Source organism: Streptomyces sp. RK62 (genome assembly GCF_018070255.1).
Lineage (GTDB): Bacteria > Actinomycetota > Actinomycetes > Streptomycetales > Streptomycetaceae > Streptomyces > Streptomyces nigra.
The window spans coordinates 151218-169986 of the sequence record NZ_JAGPYD010000008.1 but is presented as its reverse complement, the minus strand read 5'-3'; the positions used below and the strand labels follow the sequence as shown (position 1 = coordinate 169986).

The 18769-nt window shown below is 71.4% G+C and carries 19 protein-coding genes; 12 read left to right on the top strand and 7 right to left on the bottom strand.

Translation table 11 applies throughout. From position 1 onward, the window contains the following. Positions 1-18 precede the first annotated feature (18 nt). Entirely contained in the window at positions 19-1785 is a 1767-nt protein-coding gene (locus KBY32_RS17190) for a CDP-alcohol phosphatidyltransferase (RefSeq protein WP_210980655.1), read from the top strand. Between the two features lie 14 nt (positions 1786-1799). Here KBY32_RS17190 and dusB read toward each other — a convergent pair whose 3' ends face one another. Beyond that, complete coding sequence (gene dusB, locus KBY32_RS17185; protein WP_115508744.1) at positions 1800-2942, bottom strand: tRNA dihydrouridine synthase DusB; 1143 nt, start codon at positions 2940-2942, stop codon at positions 1800-1802. An 89-nt stretch (positions 2943-3031) separates the two neighbouring features. Here dusB and KBY32_RS17180 point away from each other — a divergent pair, with 89 nt between their 5' ends. The 5 genes from KBY32_RS17180 (at position 3032) to KBY32_RS17160 (ending at position 8526) form a co-directional block, all read left to right on the top strand. Continuing rightward, a complete protein-coding gene (locus KBY32_RS17180; protein ID WP_210980654.1) occupies positions 3032-4477 on the top strand; it encodes an MFS transporter in 1446 nt (481 codons plus the stop codon). A gap of 232 nt (positions 4478-4709) precedes the next feature. After that, positions 4710-5330, top strand: coding sequence for an ATP-binding cassette domain-containing protein (locus KBY32_RS17175; protein ID WP_308293747.1), 621 nt, complete (start codon positions 4710-4712; stop codon positions 5328-5330). Continuing rightward, the gene (locus KBY32_RS17170; protein WP_210980653.1) at positions 5327-7594 is read left to right on the top strand and encodes an FtsX-like permease family protein; all 2268 of its coding nucleotides are present in this window, start codon (positions 5327-5329) and stop codon (positions 7592-7594) included. Before KBY32_RS17175 ends, KBY32_RS17170 begins: the two co-directional genes overlap by 4 nt. 96 nt (positions 7595-7690) lie before the next feature. Beyond that, positions 7691-7906 (top strand): hypothetical protein, encoded by a 216-nt coding sequence (locus KBY32_RS17165; protein ID WP_055620844.1) that lies wholly within the window; start codon positions 7691-7693, stop codon positions 7904-7906. Then, a complete protein-coding gene (locus tag KBY32_RS17160; protein ID WP_210980652.1) occupies positions 7903-8526 on the top strand; it encodes an N-acetyltransferase in 624 nt (207 codons plus the stop codon). The genes KBY32_RS17165 and KBY32_RS17160 overlap by 4 nt, the downstream gene beginning before the upstream one ends. Positions 8527-8530: 4 nt before the next feature. On the opposite strand, the gene KBY32_RS17155 is transcribed toward KBY32_RS17160, so the two are convergent. Beyond that, on the bottom strand, positions 8531-9127 hold the full coding sequence (locus KBY32_RS17155; RefSeq protein ID WP_210980651.1) for a TetR/AcrR family transcriptional regulator: 597 nt from the start codon (positions 9125-9127) through the stop codon (positions 8531-8533). A gap of 41 nt (positions 9128-9168) precedes the next feature. Continuing rightward, positions 9169-10176 (bottom strand): aldo/keto reductase, encoded by a 1008-nt coding sequence (locus KBY32_RS17150; RefSeq protein WP_210980650.1) that lies wholly within the window; start codon positions 10174-10176, stop codon positions 9169-9171. A 162-nt stretch (positions 10177-10338) separates the two neighbouring features. Here KBY32_RS17150 and KBY32_RS17145 point away from each other — a divergent pair, with 162 nt between their 5' ends. After that, positions 10339-11385 (top strand): chitinase, encoded by a 1047-nt coding sequence (locus KBY32_RS17145; RefSeq protein ID WP_115508751.1) that lies wholly within the window; start codon positions 10339-10341, stop codon positions 11383-11385. Here the strand turns inward: KBY32_RS17145 and KBY32_RS17140 are convergent, their stop codons facing one another. The 3 genes from KBY32_RS17140 to KBY32_RS17130 form a co-directional block, all read right to left on the bottom strand. After that, entirely contained in the window at positions 11386-11898 is a 513-nt protein-coding gene (locus KBY32_RS17140) for a GNAT family N-acetyltransferase (RefSeq protein WP_210980649.1), read from the bottom strand. It abuts the gene before it with no gap. A 7-nt stretch (positions 11899-11905) separates the two neighbouring features. Beyond that, complete coding sequence (locus tag KBY32_RS17135; protein ID WP_210980648.1) at positions 11906-12571, bottom strand: 1,4-alpha-glucan branching protein; 666 nt, start codon at positions 12569-12571, stop codon at positions 11906-11908. A gap of 93 nt (positions 12572-12664) precedes the next feature. Continuing rightward, positions 12665-14047: a glycine--tRNA ligase gene (locus tag KBY32_RS17130; RefSeq protein WP_055620851.1), complete on the bottom strand. Its 1383-nt coding sequence runs from the start codon at positions 14045-14047 to the stop codon at positions 12665-12667. Positions 14048-14210: 163 nt separating this feature from the next. Between KBY32_RS17130 and KBY32_RS17125 the strand changes: the two genes are divergently transcribed. The 5 genes from KBY32_RS17125 to KBY32_RS17105 all read left to right on the top strand — a co-directional run bounded on the left by KBY32_RS17125 (position 14211) and on the right by KBY32_RS17105 (position 17853). After that, positions 14211-15161: a metal ABC transporter substrate-binding protein gene (locus tag KBY32_RS17125; RefSeq protein WP_210980647.1), complete on the top strand. Its 951-nt coding sequence runs from the start codon at positions 14211-14213 to the stop codon at positions 15159-15161. A 20-nt stretch (positions 15162-15181) separates the two neighbouring features. Further along, positions 15182-15949: a metal ABC transporter ATP-binding protein gene (locus KBY32_RS17120; RefSeq protein ID WP_210980646.1), complete on the top strand. Its 768-nt coding sequence runs from the start codon at positions 15182-15184 to the stop codon at positions 15947-15949. Then, positions 15949-16851 carry a metal ABC transporter permease gene (locus tag KBY32_RS17115; RefSeq protein WP_055620853.1) on the top strand — a complete coding sequence of 301 codons (903 nt, stop codon included), beginning with the start codon at positions 15949-15951 and terminating at the stop codon, positions 16849-16851. The genes KBY32_RS17120 and KBY32_RS17115 overlap by 1 nt, the downstream gene beginning before the upstream one ends. 60 nt (positions 16852-16911) lie before the next feature. Beyond that, positions 16912-17328, top strand: coding sequence for a Fur family transcriptional regulator (locus KBY32_RS17110; protein WP_055620854.1), 417 nt, complete (start codon positions 16912-16914; stop codon positions 17326-17328). 117 nt (positions 17329-17445) lie between these two features. Next, complete coding sequence (locus KBY32_RS17105) at positions 17446-17853, top strand: hypothetical protein (protein ID WP_210980645.1); 408 nt, start codon at positions 17446-17448, stop codon at positions 17851-17853. A gap of 60 nt (positions 17854-17913) precedes the next feature. Here KBY32_RS17105 and KBY32_RS17100 read toward each other — a convergent pair whose 3' ends face one another. Continuing rightward, positions 17914-18753, bottom strand: coding sequence for an isoprenyl transferase (locus KBY32_RS17100; RefSeq protein ID WP_210980644.1), 840 nt, complete (start codon positions 18751-18753; stop codon positions 17914-17916). Between the last annotated feature and the right edge of the window lie 16 nt (positions 18754-18769).

Sequence of the window (18769 nt, the reverse complement as noted above, 5' to 3'; positions counted from 1 at the left end):
GTACGGAAGGACCTTCGGGTGCCCGTCTTCATACGCCGTGGCCGACCGCACCGCCCCGACGACGAGACCGAGCCGGTGGGGGCGGCCGGAGAGGGCGCCCCCGGTGCCGTCTCGCGGCTCGCCCGGCTCCGTGCCTGGCGTACCCGGTACCCGCCGGCCGCCCAGGGCCTGAGCTGGGCGCTCACCGCGCTCGCCGCGCTGCTCGTGATCGGCGCGCTGCTTCTGCCGAACACGCTGCCCGGGCTGCGGCCGGACCGGTTCGTCCGGATCCCGGCGGAGGCGATCCTCGGTGTCGGCGTGCTGATCCTCCTGCCCCGGCGGCCACGGCTGGTGGCGGCGGTCGTCTACGGGGTGGGGCTCGCCGTGGTGACCCTGCTGAACCTGCTCGACATGGGGTTCAACGAATACCTGGGCCGGGGCTTCAACGCCGCGCTGGACTGGGATCTGCTGCCCGACGCCAAGTCGTACGTCGCCGACACGCTGGGCAGCGGTGTGGCGACCGGTGCCGCGGTCGGCACCGCCGTCCTGGCGCTGCTGCTGACCGCCGTGCTGTCGGCGGCGACGGTCCGGCTGGCGAACCTGCTGGCCCGGCACCGGGTCCGGGCCGGCCGGGGCGCGCTCGTCGCCGGCGCGGTGTGGGTCCTCTGCACCGCGCTCGGCCTGCAGCTGGCGGGCCTTCCGGTGGCCTCGGACCGGGCGGCCGGGGCGCTCAAGGCGCACACGATGCGTACGGTGCAGTCGCTGCGGGACGAGGCCGCGTTCGCCGAGACGGCCAAGGCGGACACGTTCGGGAACACGCCGCCCGGCCAGCTGCTGCCCGCTCTGCGCGGCAAGGACGTGGTCTTCGCGTTCGTCGAGAGCTACGGCCGCAGCGCCCTGGAGGACCCGGTCATGGCACCCGGCGTGAGCCGTACCCTCGACGCGCGCGCCGAGGCGCTGGCGGCGGCCGGCTACCGGGCCCGCAGCGGCTGGCTGACGTCGGCGACGTACGGCGGCAGCAGCTGGCTCGGGCACTCCACGACCATGTCGGGCCTGTGGATCGACAACCAGCGGCGCTATCGCACGGTGACCGCGGGCGACCATCTCACGCTGACCCGCGCCTTCCAGAAGTCCGGCGCCTGGGACACGGTCGGGGTGATGCCGGGGGTGCAGAAGGGCTGGCCGGAGGCGGAGTGGTACGGCCTGGACCGGGTGTACGACGCCCATCGACTCGGGTACCAGGGGCCGAAGTTCAGCTGGTCGACGATGCCCGACCAGTACGCCCTGGAGGCGTTCGAGCGGAAGGTGCACGGGCGTCCGCACGACCGGCCGCTGATGTCGTTCGTCATCCTGACGTCCAGCCATCAGCCGTGGGCACCGGTCCCGAGGATGGTCGACTGGGACGACGTCGGCGACGGCTCGGTGTTCGGGCCGATCGAGAAGGCGGGCCGCAGACCGGCGGACATCCTCACGAACACCACCGAGTCCCGCAAGGAGTACGGCCGCTCGATCCAGTACTCGGTCACCAGCCTGACGGAGTGGCTGGAGCGCTACGGGACGAAGGACACTGTGCTCGTCTTCCTCGGCGACCATCAGCCGATCGCCCGGGTCAGCGGCGAGCGGGCGAGCCGTGATGTGCCGATCTCGGTGGTGGCGAAGGACCCGAAGGTGCTGGAGAAGATCGACGGCTGGCGCTGGACGGAGGGGCTGAAGCCCGCGAAGGACGCCCCGGTGTGGCGGATGGACGCCTTCCGGGACCGTTTCCTGACGGCGTTCGGCTCGACCCCGCACCCGTCGAAGGGCTGACCGCGAGGGGCCGGTCAGCCGCCGGAGGTGTCCAGCTCGGCGTCCTCGCCGACGCCCGCGCAGTCGTACGGGTCCTTCAGCCAGCCGTCGGGCAGGACGACCCGGTTGTTGCCGGAGGTACGGCCGCGGGGGCCGTCGGCGCCGGTGGGCCAGGGCTGGTCGAGGTCCAGCTCGTCCAGGCCCTCGCGCAGCTCGGCCAGCGAGGACGTGATCGCGAGCCGCTTGCGCATCTCGGAGCCGACGGCGAACCCCTTGAGGTACCAGGCGACGTGCTTGCGGAAGTCGATGACGCCCCGCGACTCCTCCCCGATCCACTCGCCGAGGAGAGTGGCGTGCCGGACCATGACGTCGGCGACCTCGCGCAGCGACGGGCGGGCGATGTCCTCGGTGCGCCCCTCGAAGGCGGCGACCAGGTCGGCGAAGAGCCACGGCCGCCCCAGGCACCCGCGGCCCACGACGACGCCGTCGCAGCCGGTCTCGCGCACCATCCGCACGGCGTCCTCGGCGGACCAGATGTCGCCGTTGCCGAGGACGGGGATCTCGGGGACGTGCTCCTTCAGCCGTGCGATGGCGTCCCAGTCGGCGGTGCCGCCGTAGTGCTGGGCGGCGGTGCGGCCGTGCAGGGCGATCGCGGTGACGCCCTCCTCGACGGCGATCCGGCCGGCGTCGAGGTAGGTGATGTGGTCGTCGTCGATGCCCTTGCGCATCTTCATGGTGACCGGCAGGTCACCGGCCCCGCTGACGGCCTCCCGCAGGATGGCGCGCAGCAGGTTCCGCTTGTACGGCAGCGCGGAGCCGCCGCCCTTGCGGGTCACCTTCGGCACCGGGCACCCGAAGTTCAGGTCGATGTGGTCGGCGAGGTCCTCCTCCGCGATCATGCGGACGGCCTTGCCGACGGTGGCGGGGTCGACGCCGTACAACTGGATCGACCGCGGCTTCTCACTCTCGTCGAAGTGAACGAGCTGCATGGTCTTCTCATTGCGCTCGACCAGCGCCCGGGTGGTGATCATCTCGCTGACGAACAGCCCTTTGCCGCCGGAGAACTCCCTGCACAGGGTGCGGAAGGGCGCGTTGGTGATCCCGGCCATGGGGGCCAGGACGACGGGCGGCTGGACGGTGTGCGGGCCGATCTGCACGGGCGGGGCGGTCGTGGGCATCCACCCATTGTCGCGTATGCCGGAGGGTGCAGATGGATGCCCTGGTCATTAGTTAGACGCACTATTGAAGTCGGCGTAGGCTGGTCCGCATGCCCGAGCCGTCCCACCGCCGACGCCTGCTGATCCTCGCGATCTGCTGTATGAGTCTGCTGATCGTGAGCCTCGACAACACGGCGCTCAACGTCGCCCTCCCCGCGCTCCAGAGCGATCTCCACGCGAGCACCTCGGGCCTGCAGTGGACGATCGACGCCTACACCCTCGTACTCGCCTCGCTGCTGATGCTGGCGGGCTCGACGGCGGACCGGATCGGCCGCAAGCGGGTCTTCATGGCGGGTCTGGTCGTCTTCACGATCGGCTCGGCCCTGTGCTCCCTGGCACCCGACCTGAACTCGCTGATCGTCTTCCGGATGGTGCAGGCCGTGGGCGGGTCCATGCTCAACCCGGTCGCCATGTCGATCATCACCAACACCTTCACCAACCCACGTGAGCGGGCGCGGGCCATCGGGGTGTGGGGCGCGGTGGTCGGCATCTCCATGGCGGCCGGACCGCTGATCGGGGGCCTGCTCGTGGAGACGGTCGGCTGGCGGGCGATCTTCTGGGTCAATCTGCCGGTGGGGCTCGCGGCGCTGCTGCTGACGCTGCGCTTCGTGCCCGAGTCCCGGGCCGCGAAGGCGCGCCGCGCCGACCCGGTCGGGCAGGTGCTGGTCATGCTGCTGTTCGGCTCGCTGACCTACGCGATCATCGAGGCGCCGACCGCGCCGGCCGCCGAGGTCCTGGTCTTCGGGGGCCTGGCCCTGGCGGCCCTGGCCGGCCTCCTCGTCCATGAACCCCGCCGCGCCGAGCCGCTGATCGATCTGCGGTTCTTCCGCTCGGCGCCGTTCAGCGGGGCGACGGTGATCGCGGTCAGCGCGTTCGCCGCGCTCGGCGGCTTCCTGTTCCTGTCGACGCTGTATCTGCAGAACGTCCGCGGCCTGGACGCCCTGCACGCGGGCCTGTGGATGCTCCCGATGGCCGCGCTGTGCTTCGTGTGCGCGCCGGTGGCGGGCCGGGTGGTCGGCAACCGGGGGCCACGGCTGCCGCTGCTGATAGCCGGGGCGTCGATGACGGCGTCCGGGATCCTGTTCGCGGCGTTCGAGGCGGAGTCCTCCGACGCCACCCTCGTCCTCGGCTACATCCTCTTCGGACTCGGCTTCGGCTTCGTGAACGCCCCGATCACCAATACGGCGGTGTCCGGCATGCCCCGCGCCCAGGCGGGCGTCGCCGCCGCCGTCGCCTCCACCAGCCGCCAGCTCGGCCAGGCGCTCGGCGTCGCCGTGATCGGCGCGGTCCTCGCCTCCGGCATCGGCACGGCCGCCTACCGCACCGCCTTCGTCACCGCGGCGCGCCCCGCCTGGTGGATCGTGGCCGCCTGCGGCGCCCTGGTCCTCCTGGTGGGCCTCCTGACGACGGGCACCTGGGCCCGCATGACGGCGGCCCGCACGGCGGATTCGCTGGAGACCCCGGAGACGCGGGAGTACGCCCGGGCCGAGACATAGCGTTCATCGCACCCGATTGAAGCCTCAATGACCGGATGTGCAGGGGCTGTTACTGTTCCGCGCTCCCGATGATCACGAGATCGTCGCACGACCCAGGACCCCGGTCCGACCAGCCGGGGCCCCACGGCCTTCGGGGGACACGATCAACAGCCATGCGTCCGATTCCACGTCCGAGCCCGCTCCCGTCCTGCACGCCCAGGGCGTCGCCCTGGCCTACGGCTCCACACCTGCCGTGCGCGAAGCGGATCTCGCCCTCGCCCGGGGCGAGGTCGCGGCGATCAGCGGGGCCAGTGGGTCCGGGAAGTCGTCGTTGCTCTACTGCCTGGCCGGGGTGCTGCCGGTGGACCGGGGCACGATCAGTTTCGAGGGGCGGTCCTTCGCGGAGCTGGACGACGACGGGATCAGCGCCCTGCGCCGCGAGCGCTTCGGGTTCGTCTTCCAGTACGGGGAGCTGCTGCCCGAGCTGACCATCGAGGAGAACACCGCCCTGCCGCTGCGGCTCGCCGGACGGCGCAAGCGGCCCGCGCTGCAGGCCGCCGCCGAGGTGCTCGACCGGCTGGGGATCGCCGATCTGCGCGAGCGGCGGCCGTCGCAGGTGTCCGGCGGGCAGAACCAGCGGGTCGCCGTCGCCCGGGCCCTGGTGCACCGGCCCGCCGTGGTCTTCGCCGACGAGCCGACCGGCGCCCTCGACAGCGCCAACGCCGGCACGGTGCTCGACGAGTTCCTGGAACTGGCCCGCTCACAGGGCACCGCCGTCCTGCTGGTGACCCACGACGCCTCGGTGGCCGCCCGCGCGGACACCCGCTACACGATGACCGACGGCGTACTCGCCCCCGAGGGGCCGGTGCGATGAGGGAGTTCCTGCTCGGCCTGCGGCTGCTGCTCGGGTCCGGCCGGGGCAACCGCGTCCGGTTCGCCCTGATGACGCTGGGCGGGTCGCTCGGCGTCTGCTGCCTCGCCCTGGTGCTCACGATCCCGGCGATCCTCGACGCCCACGACGGCCGGGCCGCCGCCCGTTCGCCCCGTCTGCACATCGGGAAGCCGGAGCCCGGACGGACCTGGGTGCGGGAGTTCCGGGACCCGCACGGCTCCCGGCCGTTCGGCCGCGTCTTCGTCGCCATCGGTGGTGCGGACACCCCCGAGCCGCCGCCGGGCCTCGACCGGCTGCCCCGCCCCGGCGAGGTGTACGTCTCCCCCGCCCTGCACGAGCAACTGCGCCGCGAGCCCGGGCTGCGCGGTCTGCTGCCGGGTACGGAGAAGGGCCTGATCGGCGCGGCCGGGCTGACCGATCCCGACGAGCTGTACGCCTACATCGGCACGACCCCGGCCCAACTCGGCTCTGATGCCCGCACGTTGAAGGACTTCGGCAAGGACTATCCGCCCTCTCGGGTGGTCGACCCCTCCACCCTCGAAGCTCTCCGCTTCACCCTGGCGACCCTCGTCCTGCTGCCCCTCGCGGTCTTCCTGTCGGTGTGCGCCCGGCTCTCCGCCGCCAGCCGCAACCGCCGGCTCGCCGCCCTGCGTCTGCTGGGCCTGAGCGCGAAGGGCACCCAGCGGGTCAACGCCGCCGAGACCGTCATGGCGGCCCTGCTCGGCGCAGTCCTCGGCCTCGGTGAGTTCTGGCTGCTCAACCAGATCGTCGCCCGGACCGGGCTGCCCGGCCTGAAGTGGTACGCCGCCGACGGCGCGGTGTCGGCGGGGACCGTGGCCGTCTGTCTGCTCGGCTGCCCGGCGCTGGCCTGGTTCGTCGGCCGGGCCAGCGCCCGCGCGGCGGCCCGTGCCCCGCTCGCGACCCGCCGTACGGCGGCCCCGCGGGCGCCCCGGGTCCTGTGGGGGCTGCTGTTCGTCGCCGGTCTCGGGATCACCGCCGGCTTCGCGGCCACCGGTCTCACCACGCATCCGGCGCGCAGCGACGGGCTCAACGCCCTGTTCATGCCGGCCGGGGTCCTGATGACCGGCCTCGGACTGGTCCTGGCGCTGCCCCTGCTGTCGTATCTGCTGGCCAGGCGGCTGGCACGGTCGGGGAACCTCGCCCTCAATCTGGCCATGCGGCGCAACGAGGTCGAGCCGGGCAGTGCCCTGCGCGTGGTCTCCGGTCTGGTCCTGCTGGTGTTCTCGGCGTCCCTAGCGCAGGGCGTCCTGGTGGAGTTGAGCCAGGTCTCGCGCAGCACCTCGCCCGTGCAGGAGTACGGGCTGCCGATGGAGCGGCTGAGCGAGGACCAGCAGCGCCGGCTGCGGGAGATGCCCGGCGTGGACGTGTCCGCCGTGGTCATGGCCTTCGACAACGACCTTGACAGCGACGCCGACGACCGCCAGGCCGACGCCCTGGTCGCCACCTGCGCCCAACTGACCGCGCTGACCGCGCGGGTGGAGGGCTGTGTGGACGGTGAGGTGATGCGCCTGTCCGACCCGAACACCGGGGACGAGCCGTTCGGGACCTCAAAGTTCCTGCTGAAGAAGGACGGCGGGCGGCTTGCCCTGCGGGTCCCGGTGCCGAAGGACACCGTGCGGTACGCGGGGCAGGGGGTGACATACGTGTCCAACGCGGCTCTCCTGGTCCCGCCCGGCGAGCTGCCCCCGGGTGCCGTCCCTGCGTCCGCCACCCTGGTCCTGGCGTCGTCCTCGGACCCGTCGACGGTCCGCGCGGTGCTGGACGCCATCGGCGCCGTCGCGCCGACCGTCGAGGTCGATCCGGCGGGCGTCAACATCGAGGCGCTCCAGCAGCTCACGGTCATCAAGACGCTCCTCGTGGCGGGCATGGTGATGGGCCTGGTCATCGGGGTCGCCGCGTTCCTGGTGTCGGTGACGGACCGTGCCGTGGAACGCCGGTCGCAGATCACCGCGTTGGCGCTGATCGGTGCCCGGCCCCGGGTCCTGCGTACGGTCCAGTGCCTCCAGGTCGTGCTGCCGCTCGCGGTCGGGCTCCTGCTGGCGCTGGTCGCGGGGAAGCTGGCGGAGACCGCCTATCTGGTGACGGGTGGCGGCGAGGTCTTCTGGGACGGTGCGGGTGTGCCGGTGCTGCTGGCCTGCGCCTTCGGCGTTCTCGTGGCCGCCGTCGCCGGCACGCTTCCCCTGACGGGGCGGCGTATCGATCCGGAGCTGATCCGGCGTGACTGACCCGGAGGGCTACCGCCCGTCCGGCCGTCTGCTGCACACTCCTTGCTGCGCGGGCCCCGCCCCACGGGCCCGTTGTCCCCGGACGCTGGAGGCGTCATGCTGGAGATCAACACGAGCAAGGTGAGCCGCTGGGACCAGCACGGGCGGGTGCATGTCGTGCATGTCGTGCGCAAAGGGCCGCAGCGGACGCTGAGATGCGAGACCTGCGGGTGGCGCAGAGCGGCGCAGTTCCTGCCGTGGCTGAAGGCAGAGGAGCACCTGGCGGAGGCCCACCAGGCCACCGTGGACCCGACGGAGACGCAGCGCGAATGACGAGTCATGTCCGCCCGTACGAGCCCGGTGACCGCGCGGCGGTCGAGGACATCTGTGTGCGTACGGCCCATGAGGGCGGGGACAGCCGGCCGTACTACGAGGACCCCGGGGTGTTCCCGGCGGCCTTCGCGCTGCCGTATGTCGTGCTGGAGCCGGAGTTGGCGTTCGTGGTGGACGACGGGCGGGGGCGGGCCGTCGGCTATGTCGTGGGGACGGCGGACACCGCGCGGTTCGTGACGGAGTACCGGGCGAAGTGGCTGCCGCGGATCGCCGGGCGCTATCCGGATCCGGTCGAACCCCGCACGCCGGACGAGGAGATCGCCCGGCTGCTGCACACCCCGGAGCGCATGCTGGTGCCGCAGGTGGCCGGATATCCCGCGCATCTGCACATCGATCTGCTGCCCGGCTGGCAGGGAAGGGGGTACGGGCGGGCGCTCCTGCACACGCTGTTCCGGGCCCTGCGGGAGCGCGGCGTGCCGGCCGTCCATCTGTGCATGGTCACGGCCAACACCGCCGCGCGCGCCTTCTACGACCGGCTGGGCTTCCACGAGATACCGGTGCCGGACGCCGGTCCGGTGACGTTTCTCGGGCGGACGACGGAGGTGCCTGGCGCCCTGTGACCGCTCAGAGGGTCCGCAGCCCCCGGAGCAGCAGGTCCACCAGGGCGTCGAAGTCGTCCTGCACGCCGGGCTGTTCCCACTCGCGGGCGTAGTGCGGGTCGTGGAAGCGGTCGGTCGCCCGGAAGACGGCGACGGCGGCGACGGCCGGGTCCGCGGCGGTGAAGACGCCGGACTCGACGCCGTCCCGCACGATCGCGGTGAGCTGGCCGGTGAGGTCGGCGATGTGCTCGCTCACGACCGTCTCGGCGGTCTCGGTGGTCAGCACCGAGTACGTGGCGAACAGCTCGGGGTCGTCGAACGCCTTGCGGCGCTTGGCGGCGAACAGCGCCGCGAGCCATTCCCGCAGCCGGGTCTCCGCGTCACGGCCGGACGCGCCCGCGATCTCCGCCAGCAGTCCCGTCGTCCGGTCCAGCCAGCGCTTGGTCACGGCCTCCCGCAGCGCCGCCTTGGTGCGGAAGTGCCGGTAGACGCTGCCATGGCTGACGCCGAGCGCGCGGGCGACGTCGACCACGGTGGCCTTGGCCGGGCCGTGGCGGCGCAGCACCTCCTCGGTCGCTTCGAGGATGCGCTCGGCGGTCAGGGTCGGGGACGTCGACGGCATGTCCTAGACGGTACCCGGCGTGTCGTGGGGCGCCGCGCGCACTACTCGGTTCCCAGGTGGGCCATCTGCGGGGCGGGGTAGCGGTCGCCGGCCGCGGCGCCCGGCGGCACCGCCTCCTCGATCGCCGTGAGGTCCGCCTCGTCCAGGGTGACGTCGAGCGCGCCCAGGGACTCGGTGAGCCGCTCGCGGGTGCGGGCGCCGACGAGGGGCACGATGTCCTCGCCCCGGGAGAGCACCCAGGCGATGGCGATCTGGGCGACGGAGACGCCCTTGCGCTCGGCGATCTTCCGCAGCGCGTCGACGAGGTCCAGGTTGTGCCGCAGGTTGTCGCCCTGGAAGCGGGGCGAGTACGCCCGGAAGTCGTGCGCGCCGAGCTGCCGGTCGCGGGTGAAGTGCCCGGAGATCAGGCCGCGGGAGAGCACACCGTAGGCGGTGATGGAGATGCCCAGCTCACGGGTGGTGGGCAGGATCTCCTTCTCGATGCCGCGGGAGATCAGGGAGTACTCGATCTGCAGGTCGGTGACGGGCGCGGTGGCGGCGGCGCGGCGGATCGTCTCGGCGCCGACCTCGCTGAGGCCGACGTGCCGGACGTGGCCCTTCTCGATCAGTTCGGCGATGGCGCCCACCGTCTCCTCGATGGGGACCTCGGGATCGAGCCGGGCGATCCGGTAGACGTCGATGTGGTCGACGCCGAGGCGCTGCAGGGAGTAGGCCGCGAAGTTCTTCACGGCGGCGGGCCGGCCGTCGTAACCGCTCCATTCGCCGTCGGGGCCGCGCAGCGCGCCGAACTTCACGCTGACCTGCGCCTTCTCGCGCAGCTCCGCGGGTGCGGTGCGCAGGGCCTCGCCGATCAGGAGTTCATTGTGGCCCATGCCGTAGAAGTCGCCCGTGTCGAGCAGGGTGACGCCGGCGTCCAGGGCGGCGTGGATCGTGGCGATCGACTCGGTCCGGTCCGCGTCGCCGTAGAGCGCCGACATGCCCATGCAGCCGAGGCCGAGGGCGGAGACCTGGGGGCCGGTGGTTCCTAGGGGTCGGGTTCGCATCGTCATGTCCTCCACTGTGCCGTATCAGCTGACAGATTTCAATATCTGTCAGCTGATACTTGTCAGCCGATCTCAAGCACACTGGTCCAGACCTCTTGACGAAAGGTCTGGACCACGAGCACTGTCATGCCTACGACACCTCACCGCACCCCCCACCGGGAGGCCCGTATGCTCCGCCGCGCCCTGCGCGTCCTCGCCGCCGCGCTGACGACCGCCGCACTCGCCCAACTCCCCGTCGCCGCCCCGGCGTCCGCCGCCGACACCTGTGCCGTGAAGCCGAAACCGGCCGGCAAGGTGCTCCAGGGCTACTGGGAGAACTGGGACGGCGCCGCCAACGGCGTCCACCCGCCCTTCGGCTGGACCCCGATCACCGACTCCCGTATCGCGCAGCACGGCTACAACGTGATCAACGCGGCCTTCCCCGTCATCCGCTCCGACGGCACGGCGCTGTGGGAGGACGGCATGGACAGCGGGGTGAAGGTGGCGACCCCCGCGGAGATGTGCGCGGCGAAGGCGGCCGGCGCCACGATCCTGATGTCGATCGGCGGCGCCACCGCCGGTATCGACCTCAACTCGACCGCGGTGGCGGACCGGTTCGTCGACACGATCGTCCCGATCCTCAAGCGGTACAACTTCGACGGCATCGACATCGACATCGAGACGGGCCTGACCGGCAGCGGGAACATAGGGCAGCTGTCCGCCTCACAGGCCAACCTCATCCGGATCATCGACGGCGTCCTGGCCCGGATGCCGTCCGGCTTCGGCCTGACGATGGCCCCGGAGACGGCGTACGTCACGGGCGGCAGCGTCGTCTACGGCTCGATCTGGGGCGCCTATCTGCCGATCATCAAGAAGTACGCCGACAACGGGCGCCTGTGGTGGCTGAACATGCAGTACTACAACGGCAGCATGTACGGCTGCTCCGGCGACTCCTACCAGGCCGGCACCGTCCAGGGCTTCGTCGCCCAGACCGACTGTCTCGACAAGGGCCTTGTAGTGCAGGGCACCACCATCAGGGTCCCCTACGACAAGCAGGTGCCGGGCCTGCCCGCGCAGCCCGGCGCGGGCGGCGGCCACATGTCGCCGTCCCAGGTCGGCGAGGCCTGGCGGCACTACGGCGGTGCGCTCAAGGGACTGATGACCTGGTCGCTGAACTGGGACGGCTCGAAGAACTGGACCTTCGGCGACAACGTCAAGGCCCTGCAGGGCCGTTGATCAGGACAGCTCCCTGACGTACCGGTCGAACAGCGTCCCGTCGTCCGCGAACCGCTGCCCGCCGGGTGTGAACCCCGCCCGGCGGGCCACGGCGACGGACGCCGCGTTGCCCGGCTCGACCTGGATCACGGCCGCCCGCGCGCCCACGTCCGCCGCGTACCGGCAGACCAGCAGGACGGCCCGGGTGGCGAGGCCCCGCCCCCGCCAGGCCGGGTAGAGGCCGTAGGCGACGTTGACCTGCCCCCGGGTGAGGCCCTCGGCCTCGGACCGCAGGTCGATCGTGCCCGCGAGCGTCCGGCCGCCGTCGACGCGGATGCCGAAGGCCCGCAGGGAGCCGCCCTCGGCCCACTGCGCGGCACAGTGCCGCAGATAGGCCGCGACTCCCTCCCGGGTGCCGGGGCCGCCGCTGAGCCAGCGGATCAACTGCTCGTCCTCGCCCGCGAGATGGGCCGGCCCGTCGTCCGGTTCGAGCGGGGACAGGGTGACCGTCCCGTCGGAGAGGGGCGTCTCCATACGGCCCTCAGTCCTGGCCGGTTCCGGTGTGCAGGGTGACGAAGAGGCCGTGGGCGCGGGTGCCGTCCGCCAGGGTCCAGACACCGCCGACGTGCCCGCGGGCGCCCTCGGGGAGCACCGGGGCGTCCTCGGGGGCCGGGGTCAGCACGCGGTGCAGCAGGAGGGGGCCGTCGGCCGTGGCGATCCGGGTGCCGTGCGCGGAGTCCTCGGCGAGCGGGAGGCCGGACTGCTCGCCCTGGAGGGCGGCGCCGGTGCGGGAGCGGGTGACGTCCCGGTCGACGGCGTCGGAGACGCTCTGCTCCTGTGCCTCCACCCGCCCGTCGATCAGGGCGAGCAACTCGGCGACCAGCACCGGGTCCTGGCAGCCGTCGTACACCCAGCGCCGGCCCAGGACGCCGTGCTCGGTGGTGCCGATCAGGGCCTGCTCGGCACCGTCGAGAGGGGCGCCGCGGTAGGTCATCGGGACGAGGTACCCGGCCGCCCCCGGGGCGGACACGTCGGTGATCACCATGAACTCGATGCCGACCTCGCCCTTCGGGTCGTCCAGCCGGAAGCCGCCGGCCTTCTCCGGCCGGGGCGCACCGGAACCGGCGTACCAGGGGCGCGAGGGCAGCCAGGCGGCGAGCAGTTCCAGCTTCGTCGGCGTGAGGGTGGTGCGGTGGATGATGGCCATGCCGCAGATTCTCACGGACGGCCGGTGGACACGACGCGGGGCCCCCGCCGTCCAGGACGGACGACGGGGACCCCGTGACGGTGTACCGGGCGGTCAGGCGCCGATGAGGCGGCTGGCCAGGTAGCCCTCGATCTGGTCGAGGGAGACGCGCTCCTGCTTCATGGTGTCGCGCTCACGGACGGTCACCGCGTTGTCCTCGAGGGTGTCGAAGTCGACGGTGACGCAGAACGGCGTGCCGATCTCGTCCTGACGGCGGTAGCGGCGGCCGATGGCGCCGGCGTCGTCGAACTCGATGTTCCAGTTGCGGCGCAGGGCCTGGGCGAGGCCCTTGGCCTTCGGGGACAGCTCGGCGTTGCGCGAGAGCGGCAGCACGGCCACCTTCACCGGCGCGAGGCGCGGGTCGAGCCGCAGCACGGTGCGCTTCTCCAGCTTGCCCTTGGCGTTGGGCGCCTCGTCCTCGATATAGGCGTCGAGCAGGAACGCCAGCATCGCGCGGCCGACACCGGCCGCGGGCTCGATGACGTACGGCGTCCAGCGCTCGCCGGCCTCCTGGTCGAAGTAGGAGAGGTCCTGGCCGGAGGCCTTGGAGTGCGCGGTGAGGTCGTAGTCGGTGCGGTTGGCGACACCCTCCAGCTCGCCCCACTCGTTGCCGCCGAACTGGAAGCGGTACTCGATGTCAGCGGTGCGCTTGGAGTAGTGGGAGAGCTTCTCCTTCGGGTGCTCGTACCACCGCATGTTCTCCTCGCGCAGGCCGAGACCGGTGTACCAGTTCCAGCGCTGCTCCATCCAGTACTCCTGCCACTTCTCGTCCTCGCCCGGCTTGACGAAGAACTCCATCTCCATCTGCTCGAACTCGCGGGTGCGGAAGATGAAGTTGCCGGGCGTGATCTCGTTGCGGAAGGACTTGCCCATCTGGGCGATGCCGAACGGCGGCTTGCGGCGCGAGGTGGTCTGCACCTGGGCGAAGTTGGTGAAGATGCCCTGGGCGGTCTCGGGACGCAGGTAGGCGACGGAGCCGGAGTCCTGGGTCGGGCCGAGGTGCGTCGACAGCAGACCGGAGAACTGCTTGGGCTCGGTGAACTGGCCCTTGTTGCCGCAGTTCGGGCAGTTGATGTCGGCGAGGCCGTGCTCGGGGGCGTGCCCCTTCTTGGCCTCGTACGCCTCCTCCAGGTGGTCCGCGCGGAACCGCTTGTGGCAGGAGGTGCACTCGGTCAGCGGGTCCGTGAAGGTGGCGACGTGACCGGAGGCGACCCACACCTCGGGGGCGAGGATCACGGACGAGTCGATACCGACGACGTCCTCGCGGGAGGTCACCATGTAACGCCACCACTGGCGCTTGAGGTTCTCCTTGAGCTCGACACCCAGCGGTCCGTAGTCCCAGGCGGCCTTCGTGCCGCCGTAGATCTCACTACTGGGGAATACGAAGCCACGGCGCTTGCTCAGGCTGACGATGGTGTCGATCTTGTCGGCGGCCACGGTGCTCTCTTCATTACGACGACGGGCGACGAAGCGAGGCGCTTCTACAGCGAATGCTTCAGGGTACCGGCGGGGCCTGCCCTCCAATCAAATCGGTAGCGCTCCGTGGACGCCTGAACACGCTTGTTGACAATGGTTTCCAGTACAGTTGAAAATGACTGTCATGAACGTACGACGACCTCATATATCCGGGGCCGCCCTCGCGGCCGTCGCCGTCCTCGGGATCGGCTCCCTGTCCGCCTGCTCGACGGACAGCGCGGCCGCAGGCGGCGGCAGGTTCGACGTCGTCGCCTCGTTCTATCCGATGCAGTTCCTCGCCGAGCGGATCGGCGGGGACCATGTGCACGTGACCACGCTCACCGAACCCGGCCAGGAGCCGCACGAGCTGGAGCTCAGCCTCCGCCAGCGGGCCGAGCTGGAGGAGTCCGACGCGGCGCTGTACCTCAGTGGACTCCAGCCGTCCGTCGACGAGGCCATCGACCAGGCGGGCCTGAAGACGAAGATCGACGCCGCGCACCTCACGAGGCTGGAGGACCACGGCGACGTCGAGCACGACCACGGCGGTGAGGAACACCCCGAGGAGGAGGAGCACAGCCTCGACCCGCACGTCTGGCTCGACCCCGTGAAGTACGCGGAGATCGCCGAGGGCGTCGGGACCGCGTTCGCGAAGGCGGACCCGGACCACGCGGCCGACTACCGGAAGAACACCGACGCCCTGGTCGACCGGCTGCACGCGCTGGACACCGAGTTCCGCGACGGACTGAAGAACACGAAGACCAAGGTCTTCTTCACCAACCACGCCTCCTTCGGCTACTTCGCCGAGCGCTACGGGCTGACCCAGGAGGCCATCTCCGGCCTCGACCCGGAGAGCGAGCCGAGCCCGGCCCGGATCAGGGAACTGCGCGAGGAGGCCCGGGCGGACGGGGTGACCACCGTGTTCTACGAGACCCTGGTGTCCGGCAAGACCGCGAAGACCCTCGCCGACGACGCGGGCCTGCGGACGGACGTCCTCGACCCGCTCGAGGGCCTCACCGACCGGTCGAAGGGCGACGACTACTTCGCGGTCATGGAGGCCAACCTCACGGCCCTGAAGAAGGCGTTGGGCGCCCGGTGACCCACTCCCTGGAGGACGGCATGAGCGAGTCCGTCATTTCCCTGCGCGGCGTCCGCGCGGAGCTGGGCGCCCGCCCGGTCCTGCGCGGCATCGACCTCACCGTGCGCCACGGCGAGGTCGTCGCGCTGCTCGGCGCCAACGGCTCCGGCAAGTCCACGGCCGTGCGCAGCGTCATCGGCCAGGTGCCGGTCAGCGCCGGCGAGATCGAGCTGTTCGGCACCCCGCGGGCCCGGTTCCGCGAGTGGGCGCGGGTCGGCTACGTCCCGCAGCGCACGACGGCCGCGGGCGGCGTGCCCGCCACGGTCGGCGAGATCGTCTCCTCGGGCCGGCTGTCGCGCACCCGCTTCGGGCTCTTCCGCAAGGCCGACCGCGAGGCCGTCCGGCACGCCCTGGAGCTCGTCGGCATGGCGGACCGCGCCAAGGACTCGGTCGACGCGCTGTCCGGCGGCCAGCACCAGCGGGTGCTCATCGCCCGCGCCCTGGCCGCCGAGCCGGAACTGCTGATCATGGACGAGCCGATGGCGGGCGTCGACCTGGCCAGCCAGGAGGTGCTCGCCCACACCCTGCGCGAGCAGGTCGCGGCCGGCGCCACGGTCCTGCTCGTCCTGCATGAACTGGGCCCGCTGGAGCCCTTGATCGACCGGGCGGTCGTCCTGCGCGACGGCTGTGTGCTGCACGACGGCCCGCCCCCGAAGGCGGTCGGCCAGCACGCGCTGCCCGGCCACGACCATGTACACCCGCACGCGGCTCACGACGCCGAACCGATCCGGACGGGACTGCTGAGCTGATGGAAATCCTGAACGCCGACTTCATGCAGCGGGCGCTGCTCGCCGCGATCCTCGTGGGCATCACCGCGCCGGCGATCGGCATCTACCTCGTGCAGCGCCGCCAGGCGCTGATGGGCGACGGCATCGGCCATGTCGCCATGACCGGCGTCGGCCTCGGCTTCCTGCTGTCCTGGTCGCCGGTGTGGACCGCCACGCTGGTCGCGGTGTTCGGCGCGGTGCTCATGGAGCTGATCCGCTGGTACGGCAAGACCCGCGGCGACATCGCCCTGGCGATGCTCTTCTACGGCGGTATGGCCGGCGGTGTGCTGCTGATCAACCTCGCGCCCGGCGGCGCCAACGCCAACCTGCTGTCGTTCCTGTTCGGGTCGCTGTCCACGGTGTCCGAGTCGGATGTGACAGCGATCTGCGTGCTCGCGGCGTTCGTGGTGCTCATCACGGTGCTGCTGCGCCGCCAGCTGTTCGCGGTCAGCCAGGACGAGGAGTTCGCGCGGGTCACGGGCCTTCCGGTGCGGGCGCTGAACCTGCTGACGGCGGTCACGGCCGCCGTCACGGTGACGGTCGCGATGCGGGTCGTCGGGCTGCTGCTGGTGAGCGCGCTGATGGTGGTGCCGGTGGCGGCCGCCCAGCAGCTGTCCCGCAGTTTCGCGGCGACCTTCGCGATCGCCGTGGCGATCGGTGTGACGGTGACGATCGGGGGCACGGTCACCTCGTACTACAACGACGTCCCGCCCGGCGCGACCATCGTGCTGCTGACCATCGGCGCGTTCATCGTGCTGACCGCGCTGGCGACTCCGCTGGCCCGGCGACGCGCTCGGGCCCTGGCGGCGGCGCAGCCGGCCGGGGACCCCGTGGAGTGCGCGGTTCCGGACAACGGGGGCGCCGCGGGCAAGGTCGGCGTCTGACCGGGCCCTGGTCGGACTGGCACAATGGCGCGGGCAAGGCGCAGACGTGAGGAGGCAACGGTGACGACGGCAGGACCGCCCGTGAAGGGCCGGGCCACCCGGCAGCGCGCCGCCGTGGCGGCGGCCCTCGACGAGGTCGACGAGTTCCGCAGCGCCCAGGACCTGCACGACATGCTCAAGCACAAGGGCGACTCGGTCGGGCTCACCACCGTCTACCGCACCCTGCAGTCCCTCGCCGAGGCCGGCGAGGTCGACGTCCTGCGCACCTCCGAGGGCGAGTCCGTCTACCGCCGCTGCTCCAGCGGCGAGCACCACCACCATCTGGTGTGCCGGGTCTGCGGCAAGGCCGTCGAGGTCGAGGGCCCGGCCGTGGAGAAGTGGGCGGACGCCATCGCCGCCGAGCACGGCTATGTGAACGTGGCGCACACGGTGGAGATCTTCGGCACCTGCGCCGACTGCGCATCCGCCAACTGCTGAGTGTTCTCCGGCCAGTTGGCTTGATCACACACCCCCAAACCCGTCGCGATCTTGTGTTTGTATGATCGCGATGGCTTCTGCGACCACAGGAGTCACACAGGAAACAGGGGAGACAACTTGAAACTGGGACGTATGGCGGGTGTGGCCGCCGCGAGCGCCGCTCTGGTGCTGACCGTCGCCAACTCGGCGGTCGCCGCGGACCACACCATGCACACGGGGGATGCCTGGGGGAACGTTCCTGGCGTCGACTGGAGCGGCACCGGCTTCTTCAACGAGTACGGTGACGTCGTCACGATCAAGGACAACGACGCGGACGGCCGCGGTGTCACGATGAACGTGTACATCGGCAGCCCGAGCGGCAACCCGCGCTACTCGTTCACCGTCGGCGGCGAGGGCAACACCGCCACCCGCAAGGCGAGCATGGGCGGCGTGTTCAACCTGCCGGAGAACACGCGCATCGGCTTCAAGTTCTGCCGCGCGCCCGACGGCGAGTGCAAGGACTACACGTTCCTCAACGACCACTAGGTCCGAGGAACCGCGAACGGCCCCGTCCCACCGAGGTGGGGCGGGGCCGTTCGCGTGTGGTCAGCTCTCGTCCTGGCTGCCCTCCATGGCCAGCAGTTCCTCGTTCGGGATGGCACCGCCGAAGCGGCGGTCGCGGGAGGCGTACTCCAGGCAGGCGCGCCACAGGTCACGCCGGTCGAAGTCCGGCCACAGCACGTCCTGGAAGACCATCTCGGCGTACGCGCTCTGCCACAGCAGATAGTTGGACGTGCGCTGCTCGCCGCTGGGCCGCAGGAACAGGTCGACGTCCGGCATGTCCGGGTAGTACAGGTACCTCGCGAACGTCTTCTCGGTGACCTTGGCCGGGTCCAGCCGCCCGGCGCGCACGTCCTCGGCGAGCGCCTGCGCGGCGTCCGCGATCTCGGCCCGCCCGCCGTAGTTCATGCAGAAGTACAGGGTGAGCTTGTCGTTGTCCTTGGTCTGCTCCTGGGAGATCTCCAGCTCCCGGGCGACCGACTTCCACAGCTTGGGCATCCGGCCGACCCACCGCACCCGCACCCCCAGCTCGTCGAGCTGGTCGCGGGTCTTGCGGATGAAGTCCCGGTTGAAGTTCATCAGGAAGCGCACCTCGTCGGGCGAGCGCTTCCAGTTCTCGGTGGAGAAGGCGTACAGCGAGATCGCGCCGACGCCCATCTCGATCGCGCCCTGCAGGACGTCCAGCACGCGCTCCGCGCCGACCTTGTGGCCCTCGGTGCGCGGCAGGCCCCGCTCCTTGGCCCAGCGGCCGTTGCCGTCCATGACGATCGCCACATGGTTCGGGACCAGCTCGCCCGGGAGCTTGGGCGGGCGGGCACCGGACGGGTGCGGCTCCGGCGTCCTGTACTCACGGCGCCGGCGCCCCAGGAACCCACTCACGGCCATGTGTCTCTCGTCTCCC